This is a genomic window from Dictyobacter formicarum, assembly GCF_016587435.1.
Map to the genome: position 1 here is coordinate 69,120 of NZ_BNJJ01000025.1, position 20,225 is coordinate 89,344.

A 20,225-nucleotide genomic window follows, 5' to 3' on the forward strand; every position below is an offset into this window, starting at 1 on the left:
GGAAAGCATCGGATCTGGAAGTCAGCTTACAGGTGGCGATGCAAGACCAACTGATGGCATGGTCAAAGCTAAACTGCTTGAAGCCCAGTTTCTTGGCTTTCATCTCCGGGGCGCACGTATGCTGATTGAAACGTGCGCAGGGAAAGCCTCCAGGGGATATCATGGGCGTCCTCTGGACTCTCTGGCCTTCCCTCAGCGTGCAGGAAGCACGTGAAAGAAACGAACGGGAACCTAAACCATCATTCGGTACAGAGGAAAGCTAAACGGAGATAGCCTACGTCGGGACACTCGAATGAGCTATGAAGTGAGCTTCTGAATACCTGATACGGCTACAGAGTTTCCATAGTAGTCCGAGACAGGGAAAACCTGTTACACGGCGAAGGGAAACAGGTCGTTCATTTGACCAACGAGAAAGGTATGCGCAATGCAGAACGCTGATCAAGACAAGTCAAAACCAGATCAACTGGGAACGGCTGGAGAGCCGGATATTGAGAAATTGGTCCGTCCGGTTCGGAGGGAGACACCTGGAAACCTATCCCAGCAACGAGATAAGGCGCCAGGCGCCCACCCTATGAGTATTACTGCGCTGGCCAGTACCGGCCAGCAAACCCGGTCTATCGACAAGAGCTCTCGCCTGTTTCTGAGCGTGATGACCTGGGAGTTCCGTCGCTTCCGAGCTTCCCGCCTCTTCTGGTTTCAAGCTCTCGGCCTCTTCGGTTTCTTGCTCCTCATGACGTGGGCCCTGCACGTTCCAGACCAAATCAGTGCAGGCGTGGCGGGTGGTGGCGGTGGTGGCGAACCGCTCAGCGGCTTCGTTGCCGGAACCAGCGCGGGAGGACTTCTTCGTACCCTGCCAATCATCCTGGTGGTGCTGGCCCTCCTCCTGCCCTTTGTCACGGCTGATGGCGTGACGCGGGACCTGAACCGGCGCACTCACGAACTGCTGATGACCACCGCGCTGCCAACCTGGGCGTATGTCTGGGGACGCTACCTGGCGGGTCTGGTGATGAGTCTGGGACTGGCGCTCCTGTTGCTGGCCTCCACCCTGGGGATGGGCTGGCTGTTGCATCTGACCGTCACCGACTATCCAGCGCCAGAGATTGGCAATGTGCTGCTTCTCTGGGTCGGCATGGCAATATCGGCGACGATCCTGGTGAGCAACTTCGGTTTTGCCCTGAGCACCCTGCTCCCGCGCCTGTCCACACTGGTCAAGGTGGTGATCATGGTGATGTGGATCGTGGGGGGGCTGGTGATCCCTCTCGGGCTAGGCGGTACCACTCCTCCTGCCTGGTACGTCAATTGGGACCCGACCAGCGGGATAACCGCGCTTGGGCTGCTTCCTGCGTACGCCATTCACCTCGGCCCAACGATCACGAACGAAGCGCAATTTCAGCAGTTCATTCTCAGCGTTGAGAACAAGGTGCCCGACCTCGCGGGCTGGTTCGCGCCACACCTGCTGCTGGCCGGGGTCAGCCTGGTGCTGGTGCTGGTCGCGGCCCTTGCCTTCCAGCGCTCCCGCGACACGCTCAGCTAAGATGTTTGTCCATGAGCGCACAAAAAAGAAAGAGAGAAACATGATGGAATTGACGATTGAACGCCTGAGCAAGCGCTATGGGCGCGACTTCGCGCTGCGTGAGCTTTCGCTGCGCTGCGAGCCCGGTATGCTAGGGCTGGTTGGACCCAACGGTGCGGGCAAGACGAGCTTGATGCGCATGATCGCGACGCTGCTGGAGCCCAGCGAGGGGAGCATCCGCTGGAACGGGCAGGATATCCGCGCATATGGCCAAGCGCTCCGGCAGGTGTTAGGCTATCTGCCCCAGGATTTTGGCGTCTACCCGGAGTTCACCGGACGCCAGTTCCTGCGCTACCTGGCTTCGATGAAAGGGCTGCCTAAATCCATTGTCAACAGGCGCGTCGATGAAGTATTGGAGATCGTGAATCTGGAGCAGGAGGCCGACCGCAAACTGCCCACTTATTCCGGTGGCATGAAGCAGCGCATCGGCATCGCCCAGGCCCTCTTGAACGACCCCGAACTCTTGATTGTCGATGAGCCGACCGCCGGACTCGATCCTGCCGAGCGCGTGCGTTTTCGCACCCTGCTCGCCAGCCTGACCCGCAACCGAATTATTATTCTCAGCACCCATATCATCAGCGATGTCGAGGCCGTGGCCAGCCGTTTGTTGATTTTGCAGGAGGGGCGCGTGCTGGCCGATACGACGCCGGCAATGTTGCTGGCACACGCCGCCGGCAAGGTCTGGAGTGTAACCACCGATCCGGCCACCGCTCTACAGTTACAGGCGAGCTATCAAGTCAGCACAATGGTCAACCAGATGAACGGCATCACGCTGCGACTCATCAGCGCTACGCGCCCGCACGAGGCTGCTGTCGTCGTTGACTCTAGCCTGGAAGAGGCTTATCTGCTGGCGACGGGCAGACAAGTGGTCCGTGCCTGACAGAAGTGTACACACATCCCAGGAGGCGAGGTTGTTCAAACCTTTGCAAAAGTGTGGACGTGAGGAAGCGGTAGTGCGCATGGCTCTCTTTCCTACAAATTCGTTATTCAGGAGATACTTGCATTATGCAGAGGAAAAATTATGAAACCAAAGAGAACGAGCGCGATGGATTCGTTCAATTGCTGCACGCGGAGTGGACCACATTCCGTAAAGTCCGCAAGTCTTTGATCGGCATGGTGGTCGCGGTACTGGTCACGGTGCTGCCCGGGCTGCTCTACGCGGCAGTCAACGATATGGCTTGCGGCGGTTCGAGCACTGTCTGCCCCTCTCCTCCGGTGGGGCCGCATGGCGAAGCGGTAAACGACAGGTTCTACTTTGTGCATCAACCGCTGGACGGAAAGGGCAGCATCACCGCCCGCCTGACCTCAATGACCGGCGAAATCGCCTACCTTCCGCCAAACCAGGATCAGAATGCCTCCGGTATCGTAATGGTCCCCGGCGTCGTGCCGTGGGCGAAGGCTGGGGTCATCATCAAAGAGAGCACGAAACAGGGATCGGGCTACGCCGCGATGATGCTCACCGGTAGCCACGGGGCGCGGATGCAGTACAACTTCACCCAGGACATAGCTGGCAGCCTAGGCGGCGTCTCCGCAGAATCTCCGCGCTGGCTACGGCTGACCCGCGAAGGTTCCACGCTCACCGGCTACGAATCGACCAATGGCACGCAGTGGACCAAGGTCGGCTCTGCTCACCTGAGCGGACTGCCGGTTACGGTGCAGATCGGGCTCTTCGTCACCTCCCCGTGCGACCTGACGGTGGGTGAAAGAAGCTGCCGCTTCACCCAGGCCACCGCCGTCTTCGACCACGTCAGCCTGCAGGGCGAGGCATCCTGCGGCGCGTGGAGCCGCGACGATGTAGGCGTCGCCAGAGAGGCTAATGGGGCGCCCCACCATCCAGGCGGGCTCGTCGAGTCCGGCGGCACGTTTACCGTGACCGGGGTCGGCGACATCGCGCCACTCGGGACCGAAGGTGGCCGGACCATCGAATACCCCCTTATCGGCGCGGTAGCCGGGCTGATTGTGGTGATGGTTGTGGCGGTGCTCTTCAGCACGGGCGGACGTCTTGCTGACCGCAGGAGCGTAATACCTCAACGTGGACGAGTGTTGGCCGCGAAGGCGATCGTGATCGGCTTGGTCACTTTCATTACCCAGCTGGTGGCCGCCATCGTCACGGTCCAGCTTGGCAAGCGCATCATGCTCTCCACTGGCAGTGTCGTTCTATCGGTGGGACCCCTCACCGAACTGCGTGTTATGTTCGGTACCGCGGCGCTCGTTGGGGTTGCTGCCGTCTTCGCCCTTGCCCTTGGTGCCTTGTTTCGGCGTCGTGTCGTGGCCGTGGTCGTCGGCATTGCACTCACTGTCTTGCCCTTCATCCTCGCGGTCGCCAACCTCGTGCCCGAGGCCTGGTCCCAGTGGTTGCTGCGGCTCACGCCAGCCGCCGGGTTTGCGATCTTACAGAGCATTCCGAAGTACCCGCAGGTGATCGGCATCTACACACCACAGGTCGGGTACTACCCACTGTCACCATGGGCCGGTTTCGCCATGCTCTGCGGCTACACCGCGCTCGCTCTCGGCCTGGCCGTCTTCGTGCCGCGCCGCAGAGACGCATGAGGTAGCCGTCGTTATTGCCCCATTCTGGGAGACACCGATCTGCGGGCTGTGGGCAGGCCAGCCGTTCGGGTCTGGCAGAAGGGAGCGCCCCTCGCCATTCAACTCGGCGGTTTGATCCGCCGAGCCCCCGGTGGCACATCGCGTCGGGGCCAAGCTGTTTCCTTGCCAAGATCCCGGGATCTTGGCAAGGAAACAGCTTGGCCCCTGAAACAGGTGGAGAGATTGCCCCTCTTCATCTCTCACAAAACCTCCAAATGCATTTTTTGCGAGAAAGACACAAGAACAACAAAGGAACTTCTATGGCTTTTTTCCCTTGAAGAGATGTGGACGGCGGCGCTCAACCACTTGAGCCAACAGATCAGGCAGCATTTCGTCCGACCAGAATCCCATCAGCGAGCGCTGACCTACATCCAGGGATTGATGAGTAATGCCTCACGAAAAAACGCCTGGCAAGTGGCGGAAGAAATGGGAGAGACTGCGCCGTATGCGATCCAACACGTGCTGGATCGAGCGAAGTGGGATTGCGACGGGGTAAGAGATGAATTGCACGCCTATGCCCGGGAAGCGCTCTCCTCTCCAGATGCCGTTTTGGTAATTGATGAGACTGGCTTTCTCAAAAAGCGTCATGCGCCGAGAGGCGCACCGTTCAGGATGAAAAAGGATTCGATGGCATACACTGTGAAGGAAAGGTCCTAATAGCGAAAACGGCCCCCTACTAATGCTGTAGAGCTTGATCAAAAAGCTGTCTTCGGGCATCTGGAAGAACCGCTCATTGTCGCTCCATATTCGGAAGCACGTAGAGGAAACTCTCAGATGGAAAGATGCCCTGTTGGTGATCTTTCAAGGAACATGTCTCATCAAATGACAGGAGCAATAACGATGGAAGTGCTCTATCCACGATGTAGTGGTATTGATGTTCATAAACGTTTTCTTGTGACATGCCTGAGTCTTGTGCAGACGAATGGACACCGTCACAAAGAACTGCGGCAATTCAGTACCATGACCAATGAGATTCTCGCGTTGAAAGAGTGGTTGAAGGCTTCTGGCTGTACGCACATTGCCATGTGACGCCCGTAAGAGGCATTCAACGTAGTAGGATACATTCCTCACTCCTGTGGGAAAGGAGTATGCCCAGCATCTCACCAAGCGGGCGAAAGACCGCTTAGGACCATAGTATGATGCCAAAAGGGAGAACAAAGACGCCATCACGTCTGCGCGTCTCTCAGGGCAAGCTCGACACGGTGAAAGCTAGACTGCCTGAACCCTAGAGCGTTGTTCATAACGATTGAACCTTATCTGTCGAGCGAGCAAGCGGATAGCCACAATGAGTGAACCAACCGAGCGCATCCGCGGAAGTAATGCAGTCCAGTGCAGTTGCAATGGCCTCTTGGAGTGCTTCCCTACTGCGCGCACCTGCCCGCCGCAACAACGTCTTGAGCTTGGAGAAGGCCTCTTCGATGGGCGAAAAGTCCGGCGAGTAGGCAGGCAGAAACAGGAGACGACAGCCGCGAGCTTCAATGGCTTGCTTGACACGCGGTCCCAGATGAATCGAGAGATTATCCAGGATCACGATTTGCCCGGGACGCAAGCTGGGGGCAAGAAGCTGCTCGACGTAGACCGTAAACGCGGCGCTATCAGCAGCTCCATCCAGTACCAGTGCTGGCCCCATGCCGCTGGGCGACAGCGAGGCGATCGTGGTTATGATGGCCCCATAATTGCGAGGCACCTTGCCGACCGCCCGCGCTCCTCTTGGAGCGTAGGCATACAAAGGAGTCATGGCGATGTGGGCGCCGGTCTCGTCGACAAAGACCAGGTCCTGGCTCGGCAGGTGAGCGGATTGCTTGCGCCAAGCGGCGCGTTCAGCTTCCTTCTGCTCGCTTGCTCTCAGTGTCTTTTTTTTCGCGTCCATCCCAACGCCATTCTGGCTCGACTGATGCTGGCTGGGCTGACTTTGGTGCCGTGGGAAGCTTCCCACATCTGGCAATGCTGTTCTCGGGTCGCATCGGGATGGGCTCTCAACTGCTCGAGCAGACCAGCCTGCAATGCAGCTCCTTTGACGCTCGGACGCCCAGGGATCGATTTGGGCAAGACATGGCCGCTCTCTCGTTGTTGTCTGAGATATCGCTTGATGGTAGCTGTGGAAATGGCAAACGTTTCGGCGACTTCGGCTTGGCTCTTCCCTTGCTCGATCGCTCGCAGCACACGTTGCCGCAAATCTTGGGAGTACGCTTTCATGCTTCCAGTTTATCATAGATCAACCCTTATGAACAGTGCTCTAGTGCTGTGTTCCTTAAATCCTGTAACAAAAGAGACAGCGACGATGTCGAGGCGACTTGGGTGGCCGCCCCCAGACCCAGGGCTTGGCACGAGCATTCAGTTGTGCCGTAGCCACGCTCCTGGCCTGGTCGATCTCGGTCGGATTGGCAAAACTCTGTCCAGCCAGCGCATCACGGCGAAAGAGCCTCCACCAGCCCTCTTGCAGATTGAGCCAGCAAGCTCTTTTGGGAATGAAGATCTGGTGGATGCGGGGATGTTCTGCGAGCCAAGCATTGGTTTCGGCGCTCAGGTGACTGGTCAGGTTATCCGTGATCACGAACAGATCTCCTTTCGGATTGTCAACCTCGATATCGTTCAGCAGAGCAATGTAGCCTTTGGAATTGCGCGAAGCGGCACACCGGGTCAGTTCCTTGCCATCGCGCACGCGTAAGGCTCCATAGATCCAGGTCTTCTCAAGCCCTCGACTGTACTCCAGAGGTGCTTTTATCCGGTGCCCATCCGCTGACCATCCTGGCGCTGGGGGAAAGCTCCGGGGCAGAACGGGCCCTAATTCATCGGTACAGATGGTCGTCGAGCCGTCGGGGGGCGCCATGTAGTGGCTGACGACTGCTATCCTTTTGGGACAAAGTTTTTGTCATCACTGCTCCCCCAACTATGGGTACGGCGCCAGCGTACCCCTTCACGCCGGCAAATACGGCGGATCTGGCTGCGTTTGACCTGGATTCCTGCCTCTTTGGCTGCTTGCGCCAGGGCATCCAGACTCCACTGAGCCGCCCCCTGCTCATCGCGCACGTCTAGGCTGCCATCAGAAAGTCGCTCCAATTTACCAGGTGGGGTAGACCGAGCCAGGGCAAGGATCCGACTGTCGTCTTCCGTCGTCAAGCGGCGGGGGCGGCCAGCTTTGGGGCGATCCCCCAACCCTTCAATTCCTTCTGCATCGAAGCGGTGCAGTCTCCGGCGAACGGTCTGTGGGCTACAGTCCAACTCCTTGGCGATTGTCTCTACCCGCGCACTATCCCAACTGCGGGCCACGATCTTCGCATGAAAAATCCAGTCGGCTGGACCATGCCGACTCGCGGCCATTTTGCGGACCCATCGCTCTTCCTTCTCATCATGAGCCGCTCGCGCTCGCAAGATTTTTGCCATCTCTTTGTTCCTTTCCTTGATCGCCCCCTTTCTGATTCTATCACGACTTGAGGAACAGAGCACTAGCGGTACTTTGTTGACAAGGGTCAGGAAGAGTTGTAGAGAGCGATAGCCTGACCCTGTTCAAGTTGACGAAGAAGGCTCTGGAGAGCAGGAGGAGGGGGCAGTGACGACCAGCCGTTCCAGTAACGCCGCAACATGATCCAGGGTTCCAACCATGCCCGTACCGCTCGCAGTGCCATAGGCCAGGACACCTGCGGCCTCATGCTTGTGCGCTTGCTGATTTTTTTTCCCCATTTGCCCTCGCTCTGGAGGAACATCCCTCTCAGAGGAGAGATCCGGCTCCGCTGGCGTGAGCAGCTGGTCTGCCGGGCTGGGAACGCAGGGGTGGCTGGCGTGATACCAGCAGAACGAGAAGGCACAGCACACCAGTTGCCAATGTCGTTGGATGGCTTGATCGCTGCGCACCTGGTACTGAGACCAGCCGAGGGCGTGTTTGACGTGTTTGTAGCTTTGCTCGACCCACATGCGCAGCCCATACAGGCGGAGCACCTCTTCCAGGCTGGCGGGCGAGAACGGCATCTCCCTTCCCGGGCGTTCAGTTGGGGCGGGCAGATTGGTGACCAGGTACCAGGTGGAGAGGTCGGGGAGCGTCTTGGGATCGGTGCTCGCCACAATGGCACGCTCTTTCTTGTCAGGGCCATAAGGTCCAGAGACAATCTCCACAGCCCACCACTCCTGCGTACTCCCATCGCGAAAGCGTCTGACGATGCGCACCCACTTCCCCGGTTGCTCAGGGCTTACCCAACCGGCCTCCTGCGCCACGTCCTGCAGCGTCCCTGCCACCTCCTCAGGATGGTACCACGCATGGGAGGGTTTAAGCGCCATGACATACGGCACATTCAACTCGCGCAGCCCGCGTTTCAAGCCGCGATCCTCCCCGTAGAAGTTGTCCGCCACCACCGCACGAAAAAGAATGCCCTCCTGCGTGGCTTGCTTTACCTGTTCGAAGGCGATCTTCAGCTTGGTGCGAAACACCGGATCGTTCTTGCCTTTGGCAAAGCAACCCTCCGGCGTGTATGGCTCCACCTCCAACGGGTAATAGACTCGTTCGTCGGCCCACAGGCTGGTCACGGAAACGACCCCATTCTCGATCTTGCCTCTATTTCCCAGATACTGACGCGCCACATGTGCCGTTTTGTCACCGTCCTTCCGATCACCAGTCTCATCGATGACCAACACTCCCTGCGCATTGGGCGCTGTTGCGGGATCTTCGCGCAGCAGCTTGAGCCGCACCCCCTGCACCTGGCGCGCATCCCAATCCGCTTCGGAGAGAAACCATTGCAACTTTTGGGCACGCGGCAACTGCGCTCCGACCAGTGGCTCGGTGTTCACCAACCCGGTCAGCGTCTTGTTGCGCTCCGAGGGCAACAGCAAGCCTTCCAGATACTGCCGAAACCCTTCCCGCTGGTTGCTCTTTCCAAACAGCTCATCAAAGTGTCTGGCGTAGGTTTCCAGTGGCTCGGGCGCCGTCGGGATAGCTCGTCGTTTTGTCATCTCACATGCCTCCTCTCCCCGCATTTTATCACTCTTGGCCCACTGTCAACAAACTACCGCTAGAACCAAGCGGATTGCATGTGGTCGGGTGGGAAGATGGTGACACCCACTCTCCCCTGGACAGAGATGAGTCCATTGCACATCTCTGTTCCCACCCAGGGGACGCAGCCCGAATAACGGGAGAACAGTTCAAACGGGGCACCTACATCGAGCGCACCTACCTGAATGCTAAACGGGGATGGCCCGAGTCTGAATGCAAGGACCCAATGGAGGGAACAGGCTATGGCGGCAGCGCCTGAAAATCAGACCAGACCACGGAGCGCCCGTAGTAGTCAGTAGAGTCACGATCCACTCAAGGAATGCTGGAAAGCAGCATACAGGGCGAAGGGGCGCAGGTTTTCCAATTGCAAGAAAGAACAGAGGAGCACACAGTGCAACAACCGACGATCCTGCTTGCAATACTGAGCAAGATGGCCCAGAAGCCAGAGGTACAGTTCGATAAACTCTTCCAAAAGTTCTACAATGTCGAACTGTGGCTCCTGGCCTACCAACAGATCGCTCCCAAGCCGGGAAACATGACCGCTGGGGTGGATGGGAAAACGATAGATAAAGCGGGACTCAAGCTGATCACAGAGATGATTGTTGATCTGAAAGCCTCAAGGTATACACCTTGTCCAGCCCGCCGCGTCTACATTCCCAAAGCCAATGGCTGTCTTCGCCCACTTGGAATACCCAGTTTTCGGGATAAGCTTCTCGAAACCGTCCTGAAGCTCATCCTGGAAGCCATCTACGAACCGATCTTCTCCAACTCTTCACACGGGTTCCGACCAGAAAGGAGTTGTCATACGGCCCTTGAACAGATCAAAAGGGAGATGACGGGCACAAGATGGTGGATAGAGGGAGATATCAAAGGATTTTTCGATCACGTAAATTGTGAAACGTTACTGAGGATATTGAGCAAGCGCATCACGGACAAACGGTTCCTCCACCTCATCGGGCAGTTCCTGAAAGCGGGATATGTCGAGGACTGGAAATTCTACCAGACCTATTCAGGAGTTCCCCAGGGTGGGAATCTGAGCCCTCTCCTGGCGAATGTATACTTGAACGAACTGGATCAAGCTATGCATGCCAAATTGGCAGCCTTCAACAAAGGCAAAGCCAGGAAAACAAGCAAGGAATATCGCCGGGCCAGTGGAAGAGTAGAGAGGGCAAAGAAGAAGGCCAGGCAAAATGGAGACTGGACGGAATACAAAGCACTGCGCAAGCAGATGCTGAGTATCCCATCAGGGGAACTCCAGGACCCAGGGTATCGACGCCTCTTCTACACAAGGTACGCCGATGATTTCCTGGTAGCGGTTATCGGAACCAAGGCAGAAGCGGTCGAACTGAAAGCATGGTTAGAGCACTACCTGCGTGACGAATTGCAACTGGAGCTTTCAGCGGAAAAGACCCTGATTACCCATGCACGGAAACGAGTACGGTTCTTGGGGTATGACATCACCCGATGGAAGGGACAGCGAATGGTACGCACGCAAACCAAGCGAGGACCCATCACCCGTCGCTCAGGGGCCTACCAGCTCCGGCTCCTCATGCCTCAAGACAAAATCGGTGCCTTCGCCAAAATCTATGGGGATACCAGGAATTGGCATGGCAAACACAGAAATCACTTGCTCAACCTCAGTGAACTCGAAATCCTCCTCATCTACAACGCTGAAGTACGAGGATTTCTGGGCTATTACAGCCTCGCTGACAACTTGACCAAAGAAGCACACAAAATTCTCTGGCTCACGACAGGAAGTTTCTTTCGCACGATAGCTGGAAAGCACCAGAGTACCGTAAAACAAGTAGCCAGAAGCCTGAAAAGAGGACCAGGACGCTATGTGATAACCATCCAACCAGAAGGCAAGCCTATCAAAGAGTATGAACTACTTTCATCGACTCGCCAACTGAAGAAGGGCGTCATCAATTACCACCAACCGGACCTGAAACCAAACGTACTGAAGTACAAAAGTCGAACCGAACTGGGAAAGCGCCTGCTTGCGCAACAATGCGAGTGGTGCGGAACCAGAGAAGGGATGATGGAAGTCCATCATGTACGAAAACTGGGGAATCTCACGGGAAAAGCTGCCTGGGAACGTCAGATGATCCAACGCCGACGCAAAACAATGGTGCTTTGCGAGCAGTGCCATGGAATTGCCCCGAATTTGGAGGGTCGGAGAAGAGAAATTTTGGTAGAATGAACACAGGAGGGTTCAATGGGCAAATCTCAACCGACCTACAGTAAAGAATTCAAGCAGCAGGCTGTCACATTATTTGAAACAGGTGGCAAGACTAAAACACAAATAGCCAGAGATTTAGGTATTTCCGATAGTGCCTTAAGTAAATGGTGCAAAGAATTTGGAGAGCATGGGGCAGAGGCGTTTCCTGGGAAGGGTCATCAAACGTCGATCGAAGAGGAAAATAAGCGATTAAAACGCGAAAACGAGATTCTGAGGCAAGAAAGGGACATATTAAAAAAAGCCATGAGCATCTTCGCGCAGCCCCATCCGTAAAATTTCAGTTCATCCATGAGCATCGCCAGCTCTTTCCGCTTCTTCGCATGTGCCAGGTCCTGGAGGTCTCGGAAAACGGCTATTACAACTGGCGCAAAAGAGGAAAAAGCCAAAGAAAACGGGATGATGAACAGCTCACGGAGCGGATTGAAGATGCCTATCATCAAAACAGGGGTCAGTATGGAAGCCCACGTATTCATGCGGAATTGAAGGGACTGGGCATTCACTGCGGCAGAAAACGAGTGGCGCGGTTGATGCAGGCTAAGCAGTTGAGTGCTCGCAAGCGGAAGCGAAAACCACGCACGACGAACAGTCAGCATGGGTTTCCGCTCGCCCCCAATCTGCTGGAGCAGGATTTTACTGCGGATGCCCCCAATACCAAGTGGGTGTCAGATGTGCGCCCGTAAGGCGCGTTTTGTAGTGTCTTGGAGAGGACTGCGGGTAGAGAGATCCCGTATGACCACCGAACTTACCGGAGGGGGAAACCCTACATGGGACCAGAGCATATTCGGAAAGCGACAGAGTTGGAAATCAGCTTACAGCTCGTGGCGCAAGGTCAGGAGTGGCATGGTCAAGGCTACACTGCTTTAAACCTAGTCTCCTGGTTGCAAACCCACAGGCGAGCGCAGGCTGACTGAAGCGCACGCAGAGGTGATGTACAGAGGTTTAAATCTGAGACTTCTGTACTCTCTCATTGCCTCTCGGCGGGGAAGAAGCCCCGAAAAGGAGATGAACGGGAACCTACACCACTCGATGATACAAAATGACAGCTAAACGGGGATCACCTAAAACAGGGTGCCAGAAATGGCTATGCGTCTTGGCTCTGAAAACCTGTCATGGTGACGGAGTGTCCGTAGTAGTTGGCAGCAGATAACACCTGCTACGTAGCGAAGGGACACAGGTGATGCATGGATAAAACGGCAAGGGATGCGCAATGCAGAGAGCCAAACCGAAAAACCATGCAGAGCTGGAAAGCCGGATACCAGGAAACCGGTACGTCCGGTTTGGTGGGGGGGTCACAGAAACCTGGCCTGGCAACAGGAGAAGGCGCTGGGTCCCTACCCAACTTTACGTACCTTGAGACGCGAGAAGGGTGGCTTTATCTGGCAGGCGTCCTTGATGTCTATTCACGCAGAATCGTCGGATGGTCCATGAGTGAGCAGCATGATACATCGTTGGTGCAAACCGCATTGCAGATGGCACTTCTGCAGCGCAAGCCAGGCGCTGGCCTGATTCATCACTCAGACCGCGGCAGCGAATATGCCAGCACCAGGTATCAAATGCTGCTGCACGAGCACCAGATTCAGGTGAGTATGAGCAAAAAAGGAGATTGCTACGACAATGCGATGATCGAGAGCTTTTGGGCGACACTGAAGAAAGAGTGTGCTGAGACAAGCGTCTTTTCCAGTCGAAATGAGGCAAAAAGAACGATTTTCGAGTACATCGAAGTGTATTATCATCGAAAGCGACGACATTCTTCTTTAGGCTATCTGAGTCCTGTTGAGTATGAAAAACAAGGAACACAGACAGATGGTGCGTATTCTTGACGAATGTCCGATTTATATGATAAAATATACGTATTACGTAATACGTAAAAATATCCAGTTACATACTCTTTTGATGCATCTCTATGGACTCACTTTTTCCGTTTGAGTCCCCTCCAAAAACGGGTCAATTCCACCACGATGAGTTACATGCGGGAAAGTTACCAGCGAGCAAACGGATGCTCAGGGAAAACGGGCGAGCCAGCTACGCTGAAAGGTGTACGGTTGGTTCTGAGGGGAGAGCAGTGAAACCTGCTGTAGCAATACAGTAAGGCGCACAGCTCTTACCCTGGCGAATCAACGGGTGTATTCTGGAAACCAATTTTTCACCTGCTGGAAGATTCCTTCGAGATCGTGCTGGTCAATGCGCAACATATGAAGGCGGTTCCCGGGCGAAAAACGGACGTGAAAGATGCTGAATGGATTGCGGATCTGCTTCAGCATGGCCTGTTGACCGCTTCATTCATTCCCAGCGGTGAGCAGCAGGCCGTTCGCGATCTGACACGGACTCGGGTGCGCTTGGTCCAGGAGCGTAACCGTCTGATCAATCGGATCCAAAAGGTGCTCGAAGATGCCAACATCAAACTGGCATCGGTGGTTTCCGATCTGATGGGAGTAACCGGGCAAGCGATTCTGAGGGCCCTGTTGGCAGGCGAGATCGATCCTGAGTATCTGGCTCATCTGGCGCGGGGCAGCTTGGTGAAGAAACAAGACGAGTTGCAAGCCGCCTTAAAGGGAAAGCTTCTGGCTCATCACCAGGCATTGCTGGAAGAACTGCTCCAGTTAATCGCGACGTTAGATCGCTCCATTGCCCGCTTTGACCAGGAGATTGCCGAGCGCTTAGAGCAGTTTGATGCCCTCATTGAACGGATCGATGCGGTCACAGGACTCTCACGACGGAACATCGAAGTGTTGCTCGGCGAACTGGGCTGGGACATGAGCCGGTTTCCAGATGCCGCCCATGCCGCTTCATGGGTCGGCATCTGTCCGGGCAATCATGAAACAGGAGGCAAACAACTCAGCGGTCGCACGCGTCAAGGGAACCGTTGGGCCAAAACGGCGCTCATCCAGGCAGCCCATGCAGCAGGGCATACCCAGACGTATCTTGGCGAACAATACCGCCGCATCAGCGCGCGACGAGGGGCCAAGAAAGCGGCGATGGCTGTCGGTCACAGTATTCTGGTGATTTTCTATTCTATGGTCAAGACCGGTGAGCCCTACCACGAGAAAGGAACTGACTACTTGACCGACGTCAATAAACAGAAGATTCAACGACGGCTCATTCGACAATTGGAATGTCTAGGCAACACGGTCATCGTGCAGCTGAAAGCAGAGATGACGCTCACCTAGATGCTTTAATTTATCTGAGCAATTAAAAGACACGTTCAGATTGTAGGGGAGCGCTTTTTATCTCATTTTACATGTTTTCAGAGGAAGGGGAAGCAATCAGTGGGAGTCCAACGACAGCACAGTGGCACGGCTGGCCGGATTGAAAATTGTCAGATCGGCGTGTTTCTCGCTTACGCCAGTTCGCGTGGACACGCCCTGGTCGATCGCGAATTGTATCTGCCGAAAAGCTGGACAGACGACCTGGGGCGTTGCCGAGAAGCGCACGTGCCGGAAGAGGTAATCTTCGCTACCAAGCCAGAACTGGCACGGCGTATGGTGGAACGAACCCTGGATACTGGCCTTCCTGCTGCCTGGGTCACAGGAGATACTGCCTACGGAAACTCTCAGTCATTGCGAGCGATTCTGGAGGAACGCCGACAGGCATATGCCCTGGCAGTAACCTGCAAAGAGTATGTGGAGGTGCAAGGAACCCGCAGACGAGTGAATCAGGTGGCAGGCAATCTGACAGGAGAAGACTGGCAGATCCTGAGCGCTGGCGCGGGGAGTAAAGGACCTCGCCTCTTCGCATGGGCACGAATCGAACTCGCGGCGCCAGAGATCAACGGGTGGCAGCATTGGTTGCTAGTGCGACGGAGTCTGGATGAGGGAGTCAAGCCTGCCGAGATGGCCTACGTGCTGGTCTTTGCCCCTGCTGGGACCTCTTTAGAGGAAATGGTAGAAGCGTTCGGCACGCGCTGGACCGTAGAAATAGTCTAATCGCAAATGGCAAAAACGAATCTGCTCACTCTTGGGAGAGAGGGGGATCACGTAGCGGATCTCCACCGGTATTGTCAACTTATTTGTTAGGAATGCCGATTATTGTTGAGTTATAAAGAAGAGAGAGACTGAAGACAGTGAAATGCGAGGGAGGGTTAACTAGTATGCGATGAGTTTTCCTACGGTGATCTCGTTGCACACCAGAAAGCGAGCCTGTAAAATAGCACGGTATTCCTCGGCCCTCAAACGGTGACGACGGGGTTGGAAATGCCCTGAAATGGGGCGCGATCAGCAGAGAGAAACCGTTGGGCATGTTTGGCAGACGTGAATCGCCGCATCTTCTTTTCACGCAGTCGCGTAGGGTGGTGCGAATTTTCCGCACGATTGTTTAACCCTTTGTGCTGACGATGCTCCACGCCAGGCAAGGTTTCGCGTTTCGCCGCCCCATAACTCTTCAGCTTATCGGGAATGATCACGCGTGGAACGTATTGTAACCCTTTGAGAAGCGCGGCGCGAAAAATCGTTTCGCGGCCTTCTTGTTGCGTCGGCTTTGCACAAGGATGTCGAGCACGTTGCCATCCTGATCTACAGCCCTCCAGAGAGAGTGCGTTTTCCCATTGATCTTCAGATAGACTTCATCCAGGTGCCATGTGTCGCCACAACGAGGGCGGCGACGACGTAACTCATTGGCAGAGGTCTGCCCAAACGTCAAGCACCACTGCCGCACGGTTTCAGAGGTCACGACGATCCCTCGCTGTGCCAGCAGTTCTTCGACATCACGAAAACTGAGCGAAAAGCAAAAATACAGCCAGATGGCGTGGCTCATGATTTCCGGAGGGTCACGAAAGCCTTTCTATGGGGGGGCAACGATGGTTGTTTTCATGCGGTTATTTTAGCACCATGTTTCGCCACACCGTCAAGTTGACAATACCTGTAGTATACCACAACATAAAGGCTAGTATAAATAAAGAACTTCTTCCATATATTGTATGGAAGAAGTTCTGCCAATAGCAACAGGATTCAACTCCTCTAAACGAGAATGTCTATTATAAGTGCCTACGCTAAAAGGTCAGCATCGGAACGATGGCTATCATCTGGCCCGATCTTTCTATTCATTGATGGAGGAGCCGCACAGGAGTCGCGAACGATAAGCGATGTCGCGAGCTCAACCCGCATAGTATCGAGCTGCTCTCCAGCGATCTGCCGCAGGAGCATAGATGTTGCCATCAGCCCCATCTCTTTTAAAGGTTGACGAATAGTGGTAAGTGGTGGACTCAACCATTGGGCGGGGGGAATATCATCAAAACCAATAACGCTCATCTGATCGGGAATGGTAATGCCCCGTTCGTAAAGGGCATGATAAATGCCAGAAGCTTGCTGGTCACAGGCGGAAATAATCGCGGTTGGCGGTTCAGGAAGATCCAGCAGATAATGCGTTTCAACATAACCACTCTGGTGATCATATCTTCCCGGGCGCACCAGGTCTGGATCAACAGGCAAACCGGCGGTTTCCATGGCTGAACGAAAACCAGCGATGCGAGCCCGCGCAGTAAGGTGATCGGGAACACCACTAATAGCAGCAATACGTCGATGACCCAGCGAAATCAGATATTCTGTAGCAGTCAGACCACCATGCCAGTTTGTTGAGCCGACGGAAGGAATGTCAGGATGAGGTTGTGCCCAATCATCAATAACGGTAAATGGAATATCCAGGGAGCGCAACGTTTCCAGATAGCGTGAGTAATACTCAGGCAACACAATAAACACAACCCCTTCAACTGGTCTGGTCGCGATGCGATCAATCCACTCCTGTTCATAAAGAACATTCGCATGCATAGTCTGAAGTACCAGGTGTTTATCTGCTTCGCGTAAGACTTCTTCCATACCACGGATAATCTCCAAAAAGTAGTAGCTATCCATGGTATCAATGATCATCAGATCAACCAGACCAGCCTGTACTGTCCGCCTGGGCTTGGAAGCACGATTACTGATATAACCACGCTCTCTGATAATGCTTTCTACATGCAAGCGAGTTTTGGAGGAGACATCTATATGCTTATTCAGCACTTTGGAAACTGTAGGGATAGAAACTCCCGCCTCCGCTGCTATATCAGCAATAGTTACTTTGCGTTTCATAGTCTATCCCATTTTCGTTCATGCATTCGAAATTTTCGGACCCCTGCCAGAATATAACATGTATTTATTTGAGTTGTCAAATTGTTCATCAGAGCTCAAGTTGGCTATTAGAAGCAATTTACTCTGAAGTTACAGCGAAAAATATCCAAGGTTGACAATGCGCAATAATATATGTTAACCTCGTTTTAGTTAAATATTTACGAAACTTTAGGAATATAATTTTGAAATTATTTAAGGAGGTGCCACGTATTTTTAATTTGGTTTGCAGATAGTAACTTCTCCTAAGCCTATGGTAGGCGGTTTTCCTCTTAAGAAAGGACGCTATCAGTGAAGGATTCACTCAAGACACCGATGTCTACTCCACTCAACCGTCGTCGTTTCCTGGTCAATTCCGCGATGGCGGTCGGGACTACCCTTGGTGCAGGTTCATTTCTGGAAGCCTGTAATACCTCCAACACAACCGCATCGAGCAGTGCCACAACCACAGTAACAGTTATGTATGGCACCGGGGAATTTTTTCCAAAGTACGCCACCGAATTCCACAAACTGCACCCCGATATCAAAATCAATCTCCTTAATTTTGATCAGACGCGCCTGAATGCTATGTTCGCGGCAGGCCAAGCCCCTGATTTTATCCGTACATCGGGAGCAGCAGACATCACGCAGTGGGCCGTTCGTGGTCTCGCGCAAGACCTTACCTCATATTTTGACAAAAGTTCCGTGCTCAAAGTCAGCAACCTGGAACCAGTGAACGATCTCTATCGCTGGGACGGGAAGGTTCAGGGCCAGGGCCCTCGCTATGGAATGGCGAAGGACTGGTCACTTGATGCCATGATGTGGTACAACAAAAAACTCTTTGATCAGGCGGGCATCCCTGTACCCAGTCCGACGCAAGCCCTCACCTATGATGAAATCCTGGCGCTGGGCAAAAAGCTCACAGTGCGTAAGAATGGTAAGATTCAGATCTACGGACTGGATGCCTCATATGGATTCTTCATGCAGGCTCACTTCTTACAAATGATCGCGCAGCAAGGAGGGCAGCTCTACAACAGCGATTTGACGCAAGCCGATTTTTCCACGCCTGAGGCACGTAAAGTGCTTCAATGGTTTGTTGATTGGGCACAGGCACACGTTGGACCATCCCCGCTCGATCCTGACGCCACCGGCGGTTACAGCCTGTTCACGGCGGATCGCGTAGCTATGCTCGCGTACGGCTACTGGTATGGAGGCAATATTTCGACGCAGCCGAAGACATTCTCATCTCATGTCGGTTTAATGCCTGCGCCGCAAATGGGGTCGACCCGCATCAGTGCCTGTATGAGCGGAACCGGTGCCTGGATTCCCGCCAACAGCAAAAATAAGGATGCTGCCTGGAAGGTCATGGAGTACTTCATGGCTGGTCAACCAAGCGTTGATCGAGCCAAAAGCGGCTGGGGCATCCCATCACTCAAGTCGCTGATACCAGACATGCCACAAACTCTGCCCTTCCAAAAAGAAGCATTCCAATCACAACAGAACGAGATGCAATATCAGAAGACCCTTAGCTTCTCCCCTTATATCAGTGACGATGGCTTTAATGCCGCCCTGGCAAAAGCTATTGAGCCAACGATGCGCGGTCAAATGACACTTGACCAGTGTATCAAGCAGCTCAACCAGAGCATTAATAAGCTCCTGCAACAGGGCAAGCAGCAAGCAAGTTAAGCTTCCATAATAGGCAAGTATATCTATGGGGATACCCGTGAGGTATCCCCTGCATGTATTGTAAGGCCACCATCTTGAGAAAGGGTATCTATGGATGCACTGACCCCTCCACAAATGACAGAAGCGCCAGACAAAATACGTCAAAAAACCGGAACGCGTCGCAGACGCTGGTCGCGCTATTCCAGCCAGACATTCTATCTTTTTATCTCACCATGGATCATAGGAGCTCTGGCCCTGACGCTCATACCACTGCTTTACGCCCTGGTCGTCAGTTTCACCAATTTCGATGGTATCTCCACCCACTGGCACTTTATTGGATTGGCAAACTACCAGGAGCTCATCCAAAATAGCACAACCTGGTATAGCCTCTCACGAACGTTGCTCTATTGTGTGATTACCGTGCCGGTTTCCGTCGCTGGTGGCCTGGGCCTGGCCATTCTTCTCAACCAACGCCTCATCGCCGTTGGCTTCTTTCGCACGATCTTTTACCTGCCCTCCGTCGTGCCAGTCGTCGCCTCAGCCATCATGTGGAAATTGATTTTCGACCGCGACGCTGGAGCGTTGAATGCCATTCTGGAGCCATTCGGTGCCCCTGCGTTCACCTGGCTGATGGATCCATACGTTTTTTACGTGCTGGTCATTCTTACCTTATGGGGGCTTGGTGGTGGGATGATCATTTCATTAGCGGGATTGCAGGGGATTCCCAATGAACTGCGCGAAGCGGCAAGCATTGATGGAGCAAATGCCTGGCAAGCCTTCCGCAATGTGACGCTTCCTTTGCTCTCGCCAGTGCTTTTTTTCGAGGTCATCACAGGCATGATTGCCGCCCTGCAGACCTTTATCCAGCCTCTACTTCTTGCGGAAACCAATGGAACCACGACCGCAGGTTCGGTACCTGTCAGTAACTACCTGTATATGGTCAATGTCTACGACCAGTTTTTCGATAATCAGCGCTTTGGGTATGGCTCGGCGATGCTGTGGATTCTGTTTATCGTCATTCTGGCAATTACGTTGCTGATGTTCCGCAGCAGTGCATTCTGGGTCTACTATGAAGTGGACCGAGACGAGTAGTTTCGCGAGAAA

At 54.2% G+C, this 20,225-nt stretch carries 15 protein-coding genes and 4 pseudogenes; 12 read left to right on the top strand and 7 right to left on the bottom strand.

From position 1 onward, the window contains the following. Positions 1 to 571 precede the first annotated feature (571 nt). The 5 genes from JMI88_RS32135 (at position 572) to JMI88_RS32155 (ending at position 5,191) form a co-directional block, all read left to right on the top strand. Complete coding sequence (locus JMI88_RS32135) at positions 572 to 1,534, top strand: ABC transporter permease (RefSeq protein WP_201366174.1); 963 nt, start codon at positions 572 to 574, stop codon at positions 1,532 to 1,534. Between the two features lie 43 nt (positions 1,535 to 1,577). Further along, positions 1,578 to 2,453 carry an ABC transporter ATP-binding protein gene (locus JMI88_RS32140; protein ID WP_373323992.1) on the top strand — a complete coding sequence of 292 codons (876 nt, stop codon included), beginning with the start codon at positions 1,578 to 1,580 and terminating at the stop codon, positions 2,451 to 2,453. Between the two features lie 125 nt (positions 2,454 to 2,578). Next, a complete protein-coding gene (locus JMI88_RS32145) occupies positions 2,579 to 4,123 on the top strand; it encodes a DUF1349 domain-containing protein (protein ID WP_201366135.1) in 1,545 nt (514 codons plus the stop codon). A gap of 222 nt (positions 4,124 to 4,345) precedes the next feature. Beyond that, positions 4,346 to 4,819 (top strand): transposase, encoded by a 474-nt coding sequence (locus JMI88_RS40950; protein ID WP_201366136.1) that lies wholly within the window; start codon positions 4,346 to 4,348, stop codon positions 4,817 to 4,819. Positions 4,820 to 4,984: 165 nt separating this feature from the next. Then, positions 4,985 to 5,191 carry a hypothetical protein gene (locus JMI88_RS32155; RefSeq protein ID WP_201366137.1) on the top strand — a complete coding sequence of 69 codons (207 nt, stop codon included), beginning with the start codon at positions 4,985 to 4,987 and terminating at the stop codon, positions 5,189 to 5,191. 208 nt (positions 5,192 to 5,399) lie between these two features. Here JMI88_RS32155 and JMI88_RS32160 read toward each other — a convergent pair whose 3' ends face one another. From JMI88_RS32160 to JMI88_RS32175, 5 genes are all read right to left on the bottom strand, one after another. Continuing rightward, positions 5,400 to 6,032 (bottom strand): IS630 family transposase, encoded by a 633-nt coding sequence (locus JMI88_RS32160; protein WP_236022994.1) that lies wholly within the window; start codon positions 6,030 to 6,032, stop codon positions 5,400 to 5,402. After that, positions 6,008 to 6,358, bottom strand: coding sequence for an IS630 transposase-related protein (locus tag JMI88_RS39785; protein ID WP_236022993.1), 351 nt, complete (start codon positions 6,356 to 6,358; stop codon positions 6,008 to 6,010). Before JMI88_RS39785 ends, JMI88_RS32160 begins: the two co-directional genes overlap by 25 nt. 55 nt (positions 6,359 to 6,413) lie before the next feature. Further along, entirely contained in the window at positions 6,414 to 6,992 is a 579-nt protein-coding gene (locus JMI88_RS32165; RefSeq protein ID WP_201363175.1) for a transposase, read from the bottom strand. A gap of 17 nt (positions 6,993 to 7,009) precedes the next feature. Further along, on the bottom strand, positions 7,010 to 7,546 hold the full coding sequence (locus tag JMI88_RS32170) for a helix-turn-helix domain-containing protein (protein ID WP_236022944.1): 537 nt from the start codon (positions 7,544 to 7,546) through the stop codon (positions 7,010 to 7,012). Between the two features lie 123 nt (positions 7,547 to 7,669). After that, entirely contained in the window at positions 7,670 to 9,103 is a 1,434-nt protein-coding gene (locus JMI88_RS32175; RefSeq protein WP_201362887.1) for an IS701 family transposase, read from the bottom strand. Between the two features lie 431 nt (positions 9,104 to 9,534). Between JMI88_RS32175 and JMI88_RS32180 the strand changes: the two genes are divergently transcribed. The 5 genes and pseudogenes from JMI88_RS32180 (at position 9,535) to JMI88_RS32205 (ending at position 15,305) form a co-directional block, all read left to right on the top strand. Then, positions 9,535 to 11,343: a reverse transcriptase/maturase family protein gene (locus JMI88_RS32180; RefSeq protein ID WP_201366138.1), complete on the top strand. Its 1,809-nt coding sequence runs from the start codon at positions 9,535 to 9,537 to the stop codon at positions 11,341 to 11,343. Between the two features lie 15 nt (positions 11,344 to 11,358). Then, positions 11,359 to 12,050: pseudogene (locus JMI88_RS41195) on the top strand (IS3 family transposase); the annotation flags it as partial. A gap of 669 nt (positions 12,051 to 12,719) precedes the next feature. Further along, positions 12,720 to 13,202 (top strand): annotated as a pseudogene (locus tag JMI88_RS32195) (IS3 family transposase); the annotation flags it as partial. A gap of 300 nt (positions 13,203 to 13,502) precedes the next feature. After that, positions 13,503 to 14,549: pseudogene (locus JMI88_RS32200) on the top strand (IS110 family RNA-guided transposase); the annotation flags it as partial. A gap of 39 nt (positions 14,550 to 14,588) precedes the next feature. Beyond that, on the top strand, positions 14,589 to 15,305 hold the full coding sequence (locus tag JMI88_RS32205; protein ID WP_268906044.1) for an IS701 family transposase: 717 nt from the start codon (positions 14,589 to 14,591) through the stop codon (positions 15,303 to 15,305). Positions 15,306 to 15,464: 159 nt separating this feature from the next. On the opposite strand, the pseudogene JMI88_RS32210 reads toward JMI88_RS32205, so the two are convergent. Further along, positions 15,465 to 16,131: pseudogene (locus tag JMI88_RS32210) on the bottom strand (IS6 family transposase). Between the two features lie 230 nt (positions 16,132 to 16,361). Further along, on the bottom strand, positions 16,362 to 17,441 hold the full coding sequence (locus JMI88_RS32215; protein ID WP_201366141.1) for a LacI family DNA-binding transcriptional regulator: 1,080 nt from the start codon (positions 17,439 to 17,441) through the stop codon (positions 16,362 to 16,364). A 327-nt stretch (positions 17,442 to 17,768) separates the two neighbouring features. On the opposite strand from JMI88_RS32215, the gene JMI88_RS32220 reads away from it, so the two are divergent. Together JMI88_RS32220 and JMI88_RS32225 are read left to right on the top strand one after the other, a co-directional pair. Then, positions 17,769 to 19,142, top strand: coding sequence for an ABC transporter substrate-binding protein (locus JMI88_RS32220; protein ID WP_201366142.1), 1,374 nt, complete (start codon positions 17,769 to 17,771; stop codon positions 19,140 to 19,142). 90 nt (positions 19,143 to 19,232) lie between these two features. Continuing rightward, positions 19,233 to 20,213, top strand: coding sequence for a carbohydrate ABC transporter permease (locus tag JMI88_RS32225; RefSeq protein ID WP_201366143.1), 981 nt, complete (start codon positions 19,233 to 19,235; stop codon positions 20,211 to 20,213). Positions 20,214 to 20,225 lie beyond the last annotated feature (12 nt).

What these genes read in the sequence shown, in the direction of transcription:
- JMI88_RS39785 (WP_236022993.1), bottom strand. Translation starts at nt 6,358, where the DNA reads ATGAAAGCGTACTCCCAAGATTTGCGGCAACGTGTGCTGCGAGCGATC.
- JMI88_RS32170 (WP_236022944.1), bottom strand. Translation starts at nt 7,546, where the DNA reads ATGGCAAAAATCTTGCGAGCGCGAGCGGCTCATGATGAGAAGGAAGAG.
- JMI88_RS32165 (WP_201363175.1), bottom strand. Translation starts at nt 6,992, where the DNA reads ATGGCGCCCCCCGACGGCTCGACGACCATCTGTACCGATGAATTAGGG.
- JMI88_RS32135 (WP_201366174.1), top strand. Translation starts at nt 572, where the DNA reads ATGAGTATTACTGCGCTGGCCAGTACCGGCCAGCAAACCCGGTCTATC.
- JMI88_RS32140 (WP_373323992.1), top strand. Translation starts at nt 1,578, where the DNA reads ATGGAATTGACGATTGAACGCCTGAGCAAGCGCTATGGGCGCGACTTC.
- JMI88_RS32225 (WP_201366143.1), top strand. Translation starts at nt 19,233, where the DNA reads ATGGATGCACTGACCCCTCCACAAATGACAGAAGCGCCAGACAAAATA.
- JMI88_RS32160 (WP_236022994.1), bottom strand. Translation starts at nt 6,032, where the DNA reads ATGGACGCGAAAAAAAAGACACTGAGAGCAAGCGAGCAGAAGGAAGCT.
- JMI88_RS32145 (WP_201366135.1), top strand. Translation starts at nt 2,579, where the DNA reads ATGCAGAGGAAAAATTATGAAACCAAAGAGAACGAGCGCGATGGATTC.
- JMI88_RS32155 (WP_201366137.1), top strand. Translation starts at nt 4,985, where the DNA reads ATGACAGGAGCAATAACGATGGAAGTGCTCTATCCACGATGTAGTGGT.
- JMI88_RS32215 (WP_201366141.1), bottom strand. Translation starts at nt 17,441, where the DNA reads ATGAAACGCAAAGTAACTATTGCTGATATAGCAGCGGAGGCGGGAGTT.
- JMI88_RS32175 (WP_201362887.1), bottom strand. Translation starts at nt 9,103, where the DNA reads ATGACAAAACGACGAGCTATCCCGACGGCGCCCGAGCCACTGGAAACC.